Genomic DNA, 16,826 nt, shown 5'->3' with positions numbered 1-16,826 from the left:
GAAAATGAAAAAACAAGTACATGTTGCAGTGGGTGTAATTAAAAAAGATGACTTAATTTTTATTGCTAAACGTCACGAGTTACAACATCAAGGCGGAAAATGGGAATTCCCAGGCGGTAAAGTGGAAGCAGGTGAAACAGTGACGCAAGCACTGGCAAGAGAATTAAACGAAGAAATCGGCATTGACGTAAAATCTTCAACGCCATTTTTAGAAATTCATCATGATTACCCAGATAAATCAGTGCATCTAGATATTCACTTAGTTGAGGCGTTTGATGGAGAAGCGAGGCATCTTGAAGGGCAAGATCATAAATGGGTGGCCATTAGTGATTTAAATAATTACGAATTCCCAGCTGCCAATGTAGTGATTATCGAAAAGCTGCAATCAAACTAGTCCCCAACTTGGTAGCAAAGCATCTACGACTTCGCTACCAACCTGCATTTTATCTACAGATCTTCTCTATTTACCTCGAATTATTGTTTCCTGTTCAGAAAAAGCGCTATGTTAGCTATAACCAGAACAACAGGATAATAATAATGAAATGGCTTAAACCCTCTCTACTGATTATCAGTTTGGCAATACCATCAATCGCCAGTGCATACGATCGCATTACAGGTGAAATGTTTGCCAGTCGCTCAGAAGTCTTTGCTGAAAATGGCATGGCTGCAACGTCACAACCGCTAGCAACGCAAGTTGCGCTCGATATTTTAAAAAAAGGTGGCAGTGCTGTAGATGCCGCGATTGCTGCAAATGCAGTATTGGGGTTAGTTGAGCCTACAGGTTGTGGTATTGGCGGTGATTTATATGCCATTGTGTGGCAACAAAAAGATCAAAAATTGCACGGACTTAACGCATCGGGGCGTTCGCCAGCATCGTTAACGCTTGATATGCTTAAAGCGCAAGGCAACAAAATCCCCAGTTATGGCCCTTTACCGGTTTCAGTGCCTGGTGCGGTTGACGGTTGGTTTGAATTGCACGACAAATTTGGCAAATTACCAATGACAGAGTTATTAGCCCCTGCAATTCACTATGCTGAAAATGGTTTTCCAGTATCAGAACTAATTGCTTATTACCTTGATAAAAGTGTGTCTGTACGTGGAAAGTACCCGGGCTTTAAAGAAGTATTTATGCCAAATGGCCATATGCCAAAAAAAGGTGAAATCTTTAAAAACCCTGCGCTTGGGCAAACTTACCGCAAAATAGCCAAAGGCGGTCGTGATGCATTTTATAAAGGTGATATTGCAAAAGAAATCGACCGTTATATGAAAGCTAATGGTGGTTATTTGAGTTACGACGATTTAGCGTCACATAAAAGTAACTGGGTAGAGCCAGTAAGCACTAACTATCGCGGTTATGATTTATGGGAGTTGCCACCGAATGGCCAAGGCATTGCTGCACTACAAATTTTAAACATTCTTGAGGACTATGATATTGCAAGTATGGGCTTTGATAGCCCTGAATATATTCACACTTTTGTTGAAGCGAAAAAATTAGCTTTTGCTGATCGCGCTAAATACTACGCTGACTCATCATTCAATGACATTCCAGTAAAACAATTAATTAGTAAAGAATACGCTGCAAAGCGTCGCAAGCTTATTGATGCAAATAAAGCGAGCAAGCAAGTGGATGCTGGGCCAGTTGAAGGCGATACCATTTATTTAACCACTGCTGATAAAGATGGCAACATGGTATCACTTATTCAAAGTAACTATCGCGGTATGGGTTCTGGCATGACGCCAGAAAAGTTAGGGTTTGTGTTGCAAAATCGTGGCGAGCTATTTGCCCTTGAAGAAGGCCACTTCAACGTTTATGCACCGAAGAAACGACCTTTTCATACTATTATTCCTGCCTTTGTCACCAAAGATGGCAAACCTTATATCAGCTTTGGTGTGATGGGTGGCGCTACACAACCGCAAATGCATGCGCAAATTCTAATTAATATGATTGATTTTGGTATGAATCTGCAAGAAGCAGGTGATGCACCACGCATTTTACATACTGGTTCGTCACAGCCAACCGGTGAAAAAATGACAAATGGCGGCTATGTTAGCTTGGAAGCTGGTTTTTCAGAAAAGACAAAACGTGAGCTGGTGAAAAAAGGGCATACACTTCAACATGCAGTTGGCCCCTACGGTGGTTATCAAGCGATTATGAAGCAGCTCTCAAATGGCGTTTATGTTGGCGCATCAGAGACGCGCAAGGACGGTATGGCTGCAGGCTATTAATAATTTCAACACGTTAGAGGTATTTTGTAATACCTCTAACTTACTGATATTAAATGTTTTCAGATAAAATTAAGGTTTTTTTTAAGTTGTTTTGATAGCGCTGTCATTAAATAGTCATTATGATTCCTAATAACAAAAACTAAAATTAACGCTTTCGTTGCTCTATGGTTAGAAAGCGCATAATTAACAAGTAAAGGAAGTCTTATGTATTTGAGAAAAACCATACTTGCTACAGCTTTATTGGCAACGCCCTTATTTGCTAATGCCAAGCTATCGCAATCTGACATTAAAGAATTTGCAGCACAAGCGGATCTAAAATTTGGTGTCGTTGATAATTTTCATAACAACGATGGCGGTTACATCGGTAAAATCCAACTTAAAAACACTTCAAAAGTTGCACTACCAAAAGGTGAAAGTAACTGGCAGCTGTATTTTCACAGTATTCGTAAAGTAAAAACCTCTGAAGTAAAAGGTATCGCTATTGAGCATGTAAATGGTGACTTGCATCGTTTAGTGCCGACTAAGGCATTTGCTGGTTTAGCCGTTGGTGAAACGTTAGCACTTGAGTATGAAGCAGCAGCTTATATTGTGTCTTATTCAGATGTGATGCCACGTGCGTTTATCTCACTCAATAATAAAGATGCAGAAGTATTTGCTAGTACAGATACTGAAGATTTAAAACAGTTTGTACTGCCAATTGTTGAAGAGCGCCAATTAAAGAAATTTAACACGCCAAAAGATTTAAGTGTGATTGCCGATGCACAAAACCGTCATGCACTTAATATCAAAAATGAAAAATACACGCCAAGCCAAGAAGACGCTTTAAAACGCATTATTCCTAAGCCACTTGATATTGATTTCTCTCGTGGCGAAGTAACGCTTTCGTCAGATTGGGTTGTTAGCTATCAAGGTAGTTTAAAGCAAGAAGTAACAGTACTGCTTGATGATTTATCAAAACTCTATGGCCTTAAGCTCGAGGCAAATGCAAACCATATCTCAGTTGGCAAAAAACCACATTTATCATTAAAAGTAGATAATTCAATTCAAAACGGTGACGCCGAAAGTTATCACTTAGAAATTGATAAAAACAAAATTACGGTTGTTGGCAGTGATAATGCCGGTGTGTTTTATGGTTTGCAGTCATTATTGGCACTTTTCCCAGCAGACGCCAACGGCAGTGTTGAATTACCACGTGTAGAAATTAAAGATTCGCCGCGCTTTAGCTACCGCGGTATGCATTATGACAATGCACGTAACTTCCATGGTAAAGATGCAATGTTTAAGTTGGTTGAGCAAATGGCAAAATATAAGCTCAATACATTACATTGGCATTTTTCTGATGATGAAGGTTGGCGTTTAGAGATCCCATCATTACCTGAGCTTGCAGAAATTGGTGGTGTGCGTTGTTTTGATTTATCTGAAGATTCTTGTTTATTGACTCAGTTAGGTACAGGTCCACATAAAGACGGATCAGGCAATGGTTATCTTACAAAAGATGATTTTGTTGAATTATTAAAATTTGCCGCTGCACGTCATATCAAGATCATTCCTGAGGTAGAGTCGCCAGGTCATGCGCGTGCATCGATTAAAGCAATGGAAGCGCGTTACCGTAAATTGATGAAAGCAGGCGACGAAGTGGGCGCGAAAGCATACTTACTGAGTGACCCTGAAGATAAGTCAGAATACATCACCGTTCAGAATTACACAGATAACTCTATTAATGCGTGTATGGACTCAAGTTATAACTTTATGGAGAAAGTGACGTACGAGCTTCAACAAATGTATCGTGAAGCAGGTGTACGTATAGAAAACCTGCATTTTGGTGGTGATGAAGTTGGCGCCGGTTCTTGGACTAATTCACCTGCGTGTCAAAAAATGTTTGAAGAGGCTGGTAATGGGGTTGCAGGTCCTGCCGATCTTAAGCCCTACTTTACCCAGCGCGTGGCAAAAATGCTTGCGAAACGTGGTATTGCACCAGGTGCATGGGAAGATGGCTTAATGTATGACCGCGTGAATACATTTAACCGTGAAGAATTCCCTAATCCAATATTTACAGCGAATGCTTGGGATAACATTTGGGAGTGGGGGGTTGCTGATCGTGCTTACCGTTTAGCAAATAATGACTATCAAGTTGTTTTATCACATGGTACGCACCTTTATTTTGATCACCCTTACGAAGCACACCCAGAAGAGCGTGGTTACTATTGGGCAACGCGCTTTATCAGTAATGAAAAAGCATTTGGTTATATGCCAGACAACGTATATGCCAATGCTGATTTTACCCGTACTGGTGAAGTTATCAAAAACCTAGAAGACTTAGTTGGCCGTCCATTACCTCAGCTTGAAAAGCCTGAAAACATTTTAGGTATGCAAGGACAGGTATGGTCTGAAACAATTCGTACTGAAGATCAAGTTCTGGCGATGTTATTCCCGCGAGTGTTAGCAGTAGCTGAGCGTTCATGGCATAAAGCGTCTTGGGAAGGTGAAAAACCAAACGCTGAAAAGCGTGCTAAAGATTGGATGACTTTCTCTGCTGCACTAGGTAGCAAGGAGCTTGCAAAACTAGCTAAGTCAGGTGTGAAAGCTAATCTTGATGTCCCTGGTGGTGAAGTCAATAACGGTACTCTAACAACCAGTGTTGCAACAGCTTACTTAGATGTTGAATACAGTGTTGATAAAGGTAAGTCGTGGCAAACATATCAAAAACCAGTTGTTGTGGGTAATGCCCAAGTGTGGTTAAGAAGTTCATTAAATGACCAAGTTAAGAGTCGTATTACTTCGATTAATTAACTAATTGTAATTAAAACTAAAGGGAGCATTTGCTCCCTTTTTGTTCTAATTAATTCAAAATTCAAACTGGCAATATTTATTCAATTGCATTAAAGTAAAATGACAGCGCTATCATTTTATGGCTTAGGGGAAGCGCTAACTTCCATAAATTGCCATTTAAAAAGTGATAAGCGTTAATAATAAAACCAAGAAAATAAACTGATTGCGTTAACTATCTATATAGTATGCGTCTGCATGATGTGACTACTTAACGCAAACGGTATTTTCATAGCGTAAAGCTATGACATAAGATTAACTGCAACAAGAAGAAGTTTATGGAAGCAACAGTGGAAAACGAACAAAATTCCCAGCAAAGCATCATTCTACCAATGGTACTTGCTGGCTCAATGTTTTTTATACTAGGCTGTATTACCTGGTTAAACGGTGCAATCACACCTTTCTTACAACAAATGCTTGAGCTGTCACCGCTGCAAGCTTCATTTATTATTTCATCTTTCTATATTGCAGTAACCATTGCTGGTATTCCATCGGCAATGTTAATTAAGAAAGTAGGCTATAAGAATGGCATGGCAATAGGTTGTGCAATCATGGCAAGTTCTGCGTTGTTATATATTCCGGCAGCGAAATTGCAAATGATTGAAATTTTCTTATTCGCTCAATTGCTCATTGGTGTAGGTCAAACTGTACTACAAACGGCGGTTAACCCTTATGTTGTTAAAATGGGTTCAGAAAAGTCAGCAGCTGTGCGTGTTTGTATTATGGGCTTATTAAACAAGTTTGCTGGTGTTGTTGTTCCTATTGTATTTGCAATGGTAACGGTTGCCGCAGTTGCAGGAGAGGGTGAAGTACTTTCACAAACGCAAAAAGATGTAATGGCAAATAGTTTAGTTGCACCTTATATAGCAATTGCCGGTTTAATCTTCGCGTTTGCTGCATTCGCAAAATTCTCATCATTACCTGATTTAGTATTTGAAGATGAAAACCCAAATGCAAAAGGTGAAGTGCGTGAAGCACTCAGTCATCCTCATTTAGTATTAGGTGTAATTGGTATTGCACTTTATGTAGCAGTAGAAGTAATCGCTGCAGATACCATTGGTTCATACGCACTTGCGATTGGTGTAGCTGATTACTCGATGATGACATCGTACACTATGGCATGCATGCTAGTGGGTTATGCAATTGGTATTGCACTTATCCCTAAATACATGTCACAGCAAAATGCATTGGTCATGTCGGGTATTGCAGGTTTAATTACAGTTGCTGCTGTTGTATTCGGTAGTAACGAATCAACAACTATCTCAAATATACTACTTGTTCCGTTTGGTGGTCCTGAATTACCTGATCCACTCGTGTGTATTGCGCTTTTAGGCTTTGCTAATGCAATGGTATGGCCTGCAATCTGGCCTTTAGCATTAAGTGGTTTAGGTCGACTAACGGGTACTGCATCAGGTTTACTTATTATGGGTATTGCAGGTGGTGCGCTCGGTCCATTACTTATTGGTCTAGGTAATGTAGCAGGTTTAGGTGCACAAGGTGCGTATGCATTAATGGTACCTAGTTATCTGTTTATTATCTTCTACGCAGTGAAAGGTCATAAAATGCGTAGTTGGAAATAATCAAATTTTCATTAGTATTACACTCCCTAAAACGCCAAACATCAGTTTGGCGTTTTTTTATGCGCAAATGTAGCTTTAGTGTTAATTAAAGTGGTGCTTTGAATACTTAATAATCAAACGATCAAAAAAGATCGCTTTTTTATAAAAAAGGGGTTGATCTGATTTTCGATCTGCCTATAATGCGCATCCACCGACACGGAGCACAGCAACAACAAACGCTGAGTTAAGTGGCCGGGAGTCAAACGGAAAGTTACTTTGAAAAATAAATTAATTTTCTAGTTGACTTTAAAAGTGAAGCGGTTAATATGGCGCTCCACTTCGCAGCGAGAGAGGCTGCAGCAAACACCAAGTTGTTTGCACTGTTCTTTAAAAATTTAAGCAATCATCTGTGTGGGCACTCGTACAGATTAAGTTCTAACATACGCTTTTAGCGTAACAAAATTTAGACTTAATTGAACTGAGTGACCAACAGAATAAAGAAATTTATTCAGCACAGTCAATTCGATATCTTTTGATATCAAAATCAGAATTCATTGAGTCGGACTTATGTCCAAAAACACTTTTAATTGAAGAGTTTGATCATGGCTCAGATTGAACGCTGGCGGCAGGCCTAACACATGCAAGTCGAGCGGTAACATTTCTAGCTTGCTAGAAGATGACGAGCGGCGGACGGGTGAGTAATGCTTGGGAACATGCCTTTAGGTGGGGGACAACCATTGGAAACGATGGCTAATACCGCATAATGTCTACGGACCAAAGGGGGCTTCGGCTCTCGCCTTTAGATTGGCCCAAGTGGGATTAGGTAGTTGGTGAGGTAATGGCTCACCAAGCCGACGATCCCTAGCTGGTTTGAGAGGATGATCAGCCACACTGGAACTGAGACACGGTCCAGACTCCTACGGGAGGCAGCAGTGGGGAATATTGCACAATGGGCGCAAGCCTGATGCAGCCATGCCGCGTGTGTGAAGAAGGCCTTCGGGTTGTAAAGCACTTTCAGTTGTGAGGAAAGGTTAGTAGTTAATACCTGCTAGCTGTGACGTTAGCAACAGAAGAAGCACCGGCTAACTCCGTGCCAGCAGCCGCGGTAATACGGAGGGTGCGAGCGTTAATCGGAATTACTGGGCGTAAAGCGTACGCAGGCGGTTTGTTAAGCGAGATGTGAAAGCCCCGGGCTCAACCTGGGAACTGCATTTCGAACTGGCAAACTAGAGTGTGATAGAGGGTGGTAGAATTTCAGGTGTAGCGGTGAAATGCGTAGAGATCTGAAGGAATACCGATGGCGAAGGCAGCCACCTGGGTCAACACTGACGCTCATGTACGAAAGCGTGGGGAGCAAACGGGATTAGATACCCCGGTAGTCCACGCCGTAAACGATGTCTACTAGGAGTTCGGTTTTTCGGAACTGTCTTCCAAAGCTAACGCATTAAGTAGACCGCCTGGGGAGTACGGCCGCAAGGTTAAAACTCAAATGAATTGACGGGGGCCCGCACAAGCGGTGGAGCATGTGGTTTAATTCGATGCAACGCGAAGAACCTTACCTACACTTGACATCCAGAGAACTTACTAGAGATAGTTTGGTGCCTTCGGGAACTCTGAGACAGGTGCTGCATGGCTGTCGTCAGCTCGTGTTGTGAGATGTTGGGTTAAGTCCCGCAACGAGCGCAACCCCTATCCTTAGTTGCCAGCGATTCGGTCGGGAACTCTAAGGAGACTGCCGGTGATAAACCGGAGGAAGGTGGGGACGACGTCAAGTCATCATGGCCCTTACGTGTAGGGCTACACACGTGCTACAATGGCGCATACAGAGTGCTGCGAACTCGCGAGAGTAAGCGAATCACTTAAAGTGCGTCGTAGTCCGGATTGGAGTCTGCAACTCGACTCCATGAAGTCGGAATCGCTAGTAATCGCGAATCAGAATGTCGCGGTGAATACGTTCCCGGGCCTTGTACACACCGCCCGTCACACCATGGGAGTGGGTTGCTCCAGAAGTAGGTAGCTTAACCTTAGGGAGGGCGCTTACCACGGAGTGATTCATGACTGGGGTGAAGTCGTAACAAGGTAGCCCTAGGGGAACCTGGGGCTGGATCACCTCCTTATACGATTTAGAACTTTTTGTTCGAAGTGTCCACACAGATGATTGTTAAATGATTGAGAACAACAATAATTGATTATGGGTCTGTAGCTCAGCTGGTTAGAGCGCACGCCTGATAAGCGTGAGGTCGGTAGTTCAAGTCTACTCAGACCCACCACTTTCTCCTCCCAGATTAAGTGGCACACATAATCAAGTATCATAGTGGGGCTATAGCTCAGCTGGGAGAGCGCCTGCCTTGCACGCAGGAGGTCAGCAGTTCGATCCTGCTTAGCTCCACCACTTTCTCTCTTCTCAAACCTAAATAAACTAACATCACAGTATGTTTAGTTTTGAGAAGTAATTCTCGATTGCTCTTTAAAAATTTGGAAAGCTGACAAACTTTAAATTAAGTACTTACTTAGTAAGTGCAATATTTAATTTAGAGTTCTCAAAATAAAGTAAAGAAAATATGCCGCATTAATTAATTTTAATGTTGGTATCTACTTTAGTATTCAATATTTAACTTCTGGCGGAGTTAAAAACTGTCTTTGACGATGCAAACCATTTTGGGTTGTATGGTTAAGTGACTAAGCGTATACGGTGGATGCCTTGGCAGTTGGAGGCGATGAAGGACGTATTAACTTGCGATAAGCCTAGTCAAGCTAGTAAAAAGCGCTTGAGACTAGGATTTCCGAATGGGGAAACCCACCACTTAGTGGTATCACTTACTGAATACATAGGTAAGTGAGGCGAACCGGGAGAACTGAAACATCTAAGTACCCCGAGGAAAAGAAATCAACCGAGATTCCGAAAGTAGCGGCGAGCGAAATCGGATTAGCCCTTAAGCTGTAATGTAGTTAGTGGAACATTCTGGAAAGTTTGACGATACAGGGTGATAGTCCCGTACACGAAAACTTATTTACAGTGAAATCGAGTAGGTCGGAGCACGTGAAACTTTGACTGAATATGGGGGGACCATCCTCCAAGGCTAAATACTCCCAACTGACCGATAGTGAACCAGTACCGTGAGGGAAAGGCGAAAAGAACCCCTGTGAGGGGAGTGAAATAGAACCTGAAACCGTATACGTACAAGCAGTAGGAGCAGATTCGTTCTGTGACTGCGTACCTTTTGTATAATGGGTCAGCGACTTATATTCAGTAGCGAGGTTAACCATTTAGGGGAGCCGTAGTGAAAGCGAGCGTTAACTGCGCGTTTAGTTGCTGGGTATAGACCCGAAACCCGGTGATCTAGCCATGGGCAGGTTGAAGGTCAGGTAACACTGACTGGAGGACCGAACCGACTATCGTTGAAAAGCTAGCGGATGACCTGTGGCTAGGAGTGAAAGGCTAATCAAACCGGGAGATAGCTGGTTCTCCCCGAAATCTATTTAGGTAGAGCCTCGGACGAATACTATTGGGGGTAGAGCACTGTTAAGGCTAGGGGGTCATCCCGACTTACCAACCCTTTGCAAACTCCGAATACCAATAAGTAATATCCGGGAGACACACGGCGGGTGCTAACGTCCGTCGTGGAGAGGGAAACAACCCAGACCGCCAGCTAAGGTCCCAAAGTGTATGTTAAGTGGGAAACGATGTGGAAAGGCCCAGACAGCCAGGAGGTTGGCTTAGAAGCAGCCATCCTTTAAAGAAAGCGTAATAGCTCACTGGTCGAGTCGGTCTGCGCGGAAGATGTAACGGGGCTAAACATACCACCGAAGCTGCGGCTGCGAATTTATTCGCGGGGTAGGGGAGCGTTCTGTAAGCTGTTGAAGGTGTGTCGGGAGGCATGCTGGAGGTATCAGAAGTGCGAATGCTGACATGAGTAACGATAAAGCGGGTGAAAAACCCGCTCGCCGGAAGACCAAGGGTTCCTATCCCATGCTAATCAGGGTAGGGTGAGTCGACCCCTAAGGCGAGGCCGAAAGGCGTAGTCGATGGGAAACGGGTTAATATTCCCGTACTTGGAATAATTGCGATGGGGGGACGGAGCAGGCTAAACAAGCATGGCGTTGGTTGTCCATGTGAAAGTATGTAGGCTGGAAACTTAGGCAAATCCGGGTTTCTAAGGCTGAGATACGAGACGACACTCTACGGAGTGGAAGTTGTTGATGCCATACTTCCAGGAAAAGCCTCTAAGCTTCAGATTATTTCGAATCGTACCCCAAACCGACACAGGTGGTCAGGTAGAGAATACTAAGGCGCTTGAGAGAACTCGGGTGAAGGAACTAGGCAAAATTGTACCGTAACTTCGGGAGAAGGTACGCTCTTATCTGTGATGAGACTTGCTCTCTAAGCGGACGAGAGTCGCAGTGACTAGGTGGCTGGGACTGTTTATTAAAAACACAGCACTCTGCAAATTCGAAAGAAGACGTATAGGGTGTGACACCTGCCCGGTGCCGGAAGGTTAATTGATGGGGTTAGCTTCGGCGAAGCTCTTGATCGAAGCCCCGGTAAACGGCGGCCGTAACTATAACGGTCCTAAGGTAGCGAAATTCCTTGTCGGGTAAGTTCCGACCTGCACGAATGGTGTAACCATGGCCACGCTGTCTCCACCCGAGACTCAGTGAAATTGAAATCGCAGTGAAGATGCTGTGTACCCGCGGCTAGACGGAAAGACCCCGTGAACCTTTACTACAGCTTGGCACTGAACATTGACCCTACATGTGTAGGATAGGTGGGAGGCTTTGAAGCACAGTCGCTAGATTGTGTGGAGCCGTCCTTGAAATACCACCCTTGTAGTGTTGATGTTCTAACATAGGCCCCTGAATCGGGGTTGTGGACAGTGCCTGGTGGGTAGTTTGACTGGGGCGGTCTCCTCCCAAAGAGTAACGGAGGAGCACGAAGGTTTGCTAAGTACGGTCGGACATCGTACGGTTAGTGTAATGGTAGAAGCAAGCTTAACTGCGAGACAGACACGTCGAGCAGGTACGAAAGTAGGTCATAGTGATCCGGTGGTTCTGAATGGAAGGGCCATCGCTCAACGGATAAAAGGTACTCCGGGGATAACAGGCTGATACCGCCCAAGAGTTCATATCGACGGCGGTGTTTGGCACCTCGATGTCGGCTCATCACATCCTGGGGCTGAAGTCGGTCCCAAGGGTATGGCTGTTCGCCATTTAAAGTGGTACGCGAGCTGGGTTTAGAACGTCGTGAGACAGTTCGGTCCCTATCTGCCGTGGGCGTTTGAGAATTGAGAGGGGCTGCTCCTAGTACGAGAGGACCGGAGTGGACGAACCGCTGGTGTTCGGGTTGTGATGCCAATTGCATTGCCCGGTAGCTACGTTCGGAATCGATAACCGCTGAAAGCATCTAAGCGGGAAGCGAGCCTCGAGATGAGTTCTCACTTTAACTTGAGTTAACTGAAGGGCCGTTGAAGACTACAACGTTGATAGGCGAGATGTGGAAGTGCTGTGAGGCATTAAGCTAACTCGTACTAATTACCCGTGAGGCTTAACCATACAACGCCAAAGTGGTTTAGACTCGTTAGAAGTTGAATAGTCTCTGAAAAAAGAGACAAATACTAAAGTAGACATTTACTTAAAAAAAGCTTTCCAGATTAAGATTTAAGACAAGCTCTTAAGTCAACCAGATTTGCTTGGTGACTATAGCGTTTTGGAACCACCTGACCCCATGCCGAACTCAGAAGTGAAACGAAACAGCGTCGATGATAGTGTGGGTTCGCCCATGTGAAAGTAGAACATCGCCAAGCTCCTATTTAAAGAAAGCCTCAACACATGTTGAGGCTTTTTTGCGTTTGGGCGTTTAATAAACTCACAGCACTATAATGCATCCATGAAGCTAGGTTATATCGGTCTTCCATGACCTGACCTCATTACACTGTGAAACTTCATTTCGGTTGTAATTCGCCTAATTAAGTAAGGTCGATAAAAGCCCTTCATCCATGAAGCTTGTCGACATTCGTACATCCATGTTCATCAAAGCCCGCCAATGAGCGGGCTTTTTGCGTTTTAAATTGCTTGGAAATTTTTACTAAAAACGTTGCTTCTATTGAATATCTTTATGCTCGATTCACCAAGTTACTAAACATCGATGACGACATATGTTCTGCTTAAGTCACTTCAGAGTAACTTCGCAATGCAAGAATAATACTGAAATTATTATCAATTATTTGCTATTCATTCAGCAAAAGTACTCAAAAGCATTAAACCTCATATACTCTTCAATGGTGTATGTACTAATATATAAACAGCTAAAGAGTAAAGTAGAAAACCATAAAAGGTTGTGAGGTATTACTAAATTCTCCATTCTGCACTTTAATGAGCTTTTAATGCCTTATGCTAGATCTAAACTTTAGGAGTGCTTAGAGAGCAATATAATGAGGGCAGAGACTACTAAATATAAGAATAAGTATAATTATCTGACTCTTACAGTAATTAAATTTTAACGTTTTAAAAAGGGAAGTAATGTATAGATTGCTATTTTTGCTTTTTATATTTTCATTGTTTGAGATTAATGCGAAAGAAATTAGTGTATTGAGTAGTGAGGGGCCGCCACATACCATAAAGCATCAATCAAATAATGGTATCGATCTTGATATTGTTAAGGCGGTTTTAAATCGCTTGGACTATAGGGTCAACTTTCACTTTGTTCCCTTAGGTCGTGCTGAAACATTAGTGAAAGCTGGTCAATTTGAAGTTATGGCTCCGATATTCAGTGCAACTGATGAAGCACAGTTTTTTATCTCTCATCCGATAGTTAAATACGCACCTACGGTCTTTTCCTTGCGAAATAATAAGTTTGCACCTACTTCTTTGGCCCATCTCAATGGTCATTCAATTATCACTTTTCAAGGGGCTCCTGGGTATTTTGGTTCTGTTTTTGCTGAGCTTGCTAAGCAAGAAAGTTATTTTGAATCACCTAGTATGGAAGTGATACCTGAATCACTTTATAAAGGACGTTATGATTACGCAGTGTTAGATAAATATATATTTTATTATTTTTATAGATTGACAGATAAACAGCGTGATTTGAGTATGTTCTCTGAGCACTCACTTATTCCCCCAGTTACTGCCAGTGCTGCTTTTAAGAATGAAAAATTGCGAGATGAATTTAATCGTGAGCTAGTGCTGTTTTTGCTTGATGGTGGGTATCAAAGAGTGGTCGAAAAGTATTTGGGAGAGATAGAGTAATAAGAAAGCGGGTTAACCCCGCTTTGCTATGAGTTAGAGTTTAAACTCGCTTACTGTCTTATTAAGTTCACTTGCTAAACCGCGAAGGATTTGGGCTTCCTTAGCTAATTCATTCGCATGCTCCGATGTATTGTTTACAAGAGCGTTGATTGAATTTAAGTTGTTATTAATATCCTCAGCAACCACCGTTTGCTGTTCCGTTGCGGTGGCAATTTGATGATTTTGGTCTTGCACCTGTGTGACAGATGATGAGATGTCAGTAAAGGCTTGTAGCACTTGCTCTGTTTGTTCACTTGAACGGGATACCTGCTCTTTACCTTGATCCATCATTTGAGTGGCTTGAACGGCAATTTGCTGCAGACGGGTGATCATATTTCTTATATCATCTGTTGATTCTTGCGTGCGGCTAGCAAGTGTTCTTACTTCATCTGCTACTACTGCAAACCCTCTGCCTTGTTCACCGGCTCTGGCTGCCTCTATGGCGGCATTAAGGGCAAGCAAGTTGGTTTGTTCAGCGATGCTATTGATTACATCAACTACACTGCCAATATTATTCGATTCTTGCTCTAATCCTGATACGACCTCAGCTGCATTTTGAATATGTTCAGAGAGTGATTGCATCTCTTTTTTTGCAGTATTTGATAGGGTAACTCCCTTACTGGTTAATTCATTGACTGCATCGGTACCCTCGTTAGCCTGTTGTGCGTTGCGCGAAATTTCAAGCACTGTGGCTGCCATTTCGGTCACTGCGGTGCTGACATTATCTACTTCGTCTTTTTCTTGCAATATTTCTTGATGAGTCTCTTCAGATACTCGGCTCAGCTCTGCTGACGCTCCATCAAGTTGAATTGATTGCTCTTTGGTATTTATGAGTAAACTACGCAGTTTATCAATAAAGGTATTTACATGGTGCGCAAGTTGGCCAACTTCATCTTTGCTGTCGATATGAATACGTTTTGTAAGATCACCTTCGCCTGAGGCGATGTCTTTCATCGTTTCTGTAAGAAGCGAGATAGGCTTAACAATCATTTGGGTTGCAAAAAAGATCATTGCGATGATGATCAGTAAAATCATAATGACGCTTGAAGTGGTTGCCCATGCTGCTTCTTTAACTGGGGTGTTGATATAGCTTTCTGGTACTAATAAACCTAAATACCAATTAAGTTTGGGTTTGTTGAGCTCTAGACGTTGATAAATAACAAAGTATTTCTCACCATTTAAAGTAACTTGGCTCTGCCCAGACTTCTGCTGTTTCATTTGTTGATTTAACTCTATGAATCCCGAGGTGTTTGGCATTTGAGATTCAAGTGCAGAAAGGTCATCTTTTTTGATGCCTTTAGATTCGTCTTCGATTACTGAAAGATTATGATTAGTACGATTAGATAAATGAACGACTTTTTGCTGATCATCTAATAAAAAGCCATAGCCTACATTATTAAACTGAATTTGTTCGATCATTTCCGCAATATTGTTGAGCTTTAAATCAACGCCTCCTACGCCGACTAATTTTCTATTTGCATCGTATACCGTTTGTTGCACTACTGCAGATACATTGCCAGTGGTTAAATCAATTGCAAGCGGGCCAACATATAAGCCATCATGTTGTAATGCGTCCTGCCACCACCCACGTTTATAAGCGAAATATTCAGCTCCGTTATAGTGAGTTGTACGTTCGTTTTCTTTAAAGTAGGCACCGGTATTGGCAGATGCAAAGAACGCAGACAGAATATTGCTGTCATTACCACTGATGCGTAAAAAGTCTTGATTAATGGCGTGGTAACCTTGTGTTTTGTTATGGTCTGCACCTCGTTCAGTCCAGTTTCCAAACCATTCCACTAAGTGAGGGTTAGTAACAAACGTTTCAACCACTCTGCCGTATTGTGAAAAAAATCCCTCAATGTTTATTTTTTCGGTGTTTAAATAACTTTTTGCTTCAGACTCGATGGAAGTGCGAGACAAGTTTGATATGTGGTTTACAAAATATATGGATGAGAGAACAAGTAACACGGTAATGGTGCCACCAATTAAGAATAGAATTTTCTTTCTCAAGGATAAGTTATTTAGCATTATTATTTTCCTGAGGACTAAACAGTTGAATTGTTAAATTACAGAATCCGAAAAGCATGCGAAAAATTATTGTTATATAATCGAATTTTGTTCTTAGACTCTATCTAGTAATGACTCATATTTCAAATAATGGCGTTGTAGTTGGCGCAGGATGGTTGGGAAACCCTTTGGCTAATAAGTTAGCAGACTCAGGTTGGCATGTACTTAAAACAAGCCGATTAAAAAAGAATGAAAAAGACTGGGTTCAATTTAATGTTGAGCAACAAGTTTGTGATATCAATCTCAGCGAGGCGGTTTGGTTTTTTTGTATTCCGCCGGGTAGAACGCCAGAAGCACAAAATGCGTATCGTGAGTATTTAAAAACGAGTTTGTCAGTAGCAAAAACGCAAAAAGCGAAGCGTTTTATTTTTTGCTCTACAACCGGAGTCTACCCAAATAAGCCGATTAGTTTTAACGAAAACCTTGAAATAGACGCAAACACAGACAAGCAGTTGCGATTATTACAAAACGAACAGATCGTTAAAGAGAGTGGATTAAATACAGTCATTGTTCGTTTAGGTGGTCTGATGGGGCCTAAACGTCACCCGGGTCGTTTTCTCAGTGGTAAAACACTTAGTTCCAGTGCCAATGCAAGCGTTAATATGGTGCACCAAGATGATGCTGTAAATGGATTGTTGTTTATTGCTGAGGGCGATTGTCAGCAGCCCATTATTAATTTAGTGGCGCCGCATCACCCAACAAAAGAAGCATTTTATGATAAAGCTACACAATTGTTAGGTGTTTTGCCTGTAAACTTTGAAAAGAATGAATGCGAGCCCCGCATTATTTCAAGTGAGAAAGTACGTAATTTAGGTTTCGAATTTAAACACAAAGATTTATTTGATGCGTTAGAGCATTGCTAAGAAA

At 42.3% G+C, this 16,826-nt stretch carries 7 protein-coding genes, 2 tRNA genes and 3 rRNA genes; 11 read left to right on the top strand and 1 reads right to left on the bottom strand.

Annotated features, from left to right (window positions below; genetic code table 11):
- Positions 1-4 precede the first annotated feature (4 nt).
- The 10 genes from mutT (at position 5) to OM33_RS01565 (ending at position 13,853) form a co-directional block, all read left to right on the top strand.
- Positions 5-394, top strand: a complete 390-nt coding sequence (mutT, locus tag OM33_RS01610; protein ID WP_038637853.1) for an 8-oxo-dGTP diphosphatase MutT — start codon at positions 5-7, stop codon at positions 392-394.
- Positions 395-537: 143 nt separating this feature from the next.
- Entirely contained in the window at positions 538-2,226 is a 1,689-nt protein-coding gene (gene ggt / locus OM33_RS01605) for a gamma-glutamyltransferase (RefSeq protein ID WP_407681044.1), read from the top strand.
- Between the two features lie 204 nt (positions 2,227-2,430).
- The gene (locus OM33_RS01600; protein ID WP_038637850.1) at positions 2,431-5,016 is read left to right on the top strand and encodes a family 20 glycosylhydrolase; all 2,586 of its coding nucleotides are present in this window, start codon (positions 2,431-2,433) and stop codon (positions 5,014-5,016) included.
- A gap of 314 nt (positions 5,017-5,330) precedes the next feature.
- Complete coding sequence (gene nagP, locus OM33_RS01595; protein ID WP_038637847.1) at positions 5,331-6,632, top strand: N-acetylglucosamine MFS transporter NagP; 1,302 nt, start codon at positions 5,331-5,333, stop codon at positions 6,630-6,632.
- Between the two features lie 563 nt (positions 6,633-7,195).
- A 16S ribosomal RNA gene (locus OM33_RS01590) occupies positions 7,196-8,728 on the top strand.
- A gap of 76 nt (positions 8,729-8,804) precedes the next feature.
- Positions 8,805-8,881 (top strand) — tRNA-Ile (locus OM33_RS01585).
- A gap of 46 nt (positions 8,882-8,927) precedes the next feature.
- Positions 8,928-9,003 (top strand) — tRNA-Ala (locus tag OM33_RS01580).
- A 277-nt stretch (positions 9,004-9,280) separates the two neighbouring features.
- A 23S ribosomal RNA gene (locus OM33_RS01575) occupies positions 9,281-12,161 on the top strand.
- Between the two features lie 136 nt (positions 12,162-12,297).
- A 5S ribosomal RNA gene (gene rrf, locus OM33_RS01570) occupies positions 12,298-12,412 on the top strand.
- The 16S, 23S and 5S rRNA genes sit together here with 2 tRNA genes alongside, the layout of an rRNA operon.
- Before the next feature lie 715 nt (positions 12,413-13,127).
- Entirely contained in the window at positions 13,128-13,853 is a 726-nt protein-coding gene (locus tag OM33_RS01565; RefSeq protein ID WP_038637844.1) for a substrate-binding periplasmic protein, read from the top strand.
- Positions 13,854-13,886: 33 nt separating this feature from the next.
- On the opposite strand, the gene OM33_RS01560 is transcribed toward OM33_RS01565, so the two are convergent.
- Positions 13,887-15,920 (bottom strand): methyl-accepting chemotaxis protein, encoded by a 2,034-nt coding sequence (locus OM33_RS01560; protein WP_038637841.1) that lies wholly within the window; start codon positions 15,918-15,920, stop codon positions 13,887-13,889.
- Positions 15,921-16,087: 167 nt separating this feature from the next.
- On the opposite strand from OM33_RS01560, the gene OM33_RS01555 reads away from it, so the two are divergent.
- The gene (locus tag OM33_RS01555) at positions 16,088-16,822 is read left to right on the top strand and encodes an NAD(P)H-binding protein (RefSeq protein ID WP_199922480.1); all 735 of its coding nucleotides are present in this window, start codon (positions 16,088-16,090) and stop codon (positions 16,820-16,822) included.
- Positions 16,823-16,826: the final 4 nt, after the last annotated feature.

Source organism: Pseudoalteromonas piratica (genome assembly GCF_000788395.1).
In the GTDB taxonomy this organism is placed as follows: domain Bacteria; phylum Pseudomonadota; class Gammaproteobacteria; order Enterobacterales; family Alteromonadaceae; genus Pseudoalteromonas; species Pseudoalteromonas piratica.
Note: the sequence above shows the minus strand (reverse complement) of the source record. Positions and strands in the feature narration are given on the sequence as shown.

Excerpts from the sequence above, each read along its gene's own strand:
- OM33_RS01600 (WP_038637850.1), top strand. The coding sequence starts at position 2,431 with ATGTATTTGAGAAAAACCATACTTGCTACAGCTTTATTGGCAACGCCC.
- mutT (WP_038637853.1), top strand. The coding sequence starts at position 5 with ATGAAAAAACAAGTACATGTTGCAGTGGGTGTAATTAAAAAAGATGAC.
- nagP (WP_038637847.1), top strand. The coding sequence starts at position 5,331 with ATGGAAGCAACAGTGGAAAACGAACAAAATTCCCAGCAAAGCATCATT.
- OM33_RS01560 (WP_038637841.1), bottom strand. The coding sequence starts at position 15,920 with ATGCTAAATAACTTATCCTTGAGAAAGAAAATTCTATTCTTAATTGGT.
- OM33_RS01565 (WP_038637844.1), top strand. The coding sequence starts at position 13,128 with ATGTATAGATTGCTATTTTTGCTTTTTATATTTTCATTGTTTGAGATT.
- ggt (WP_407681044.1), top strand. The coding sequence starts at position 538 with ATGAAATGGCTTAAACCCTCTCTACTGATTATCAGTTTGGCAATACCA.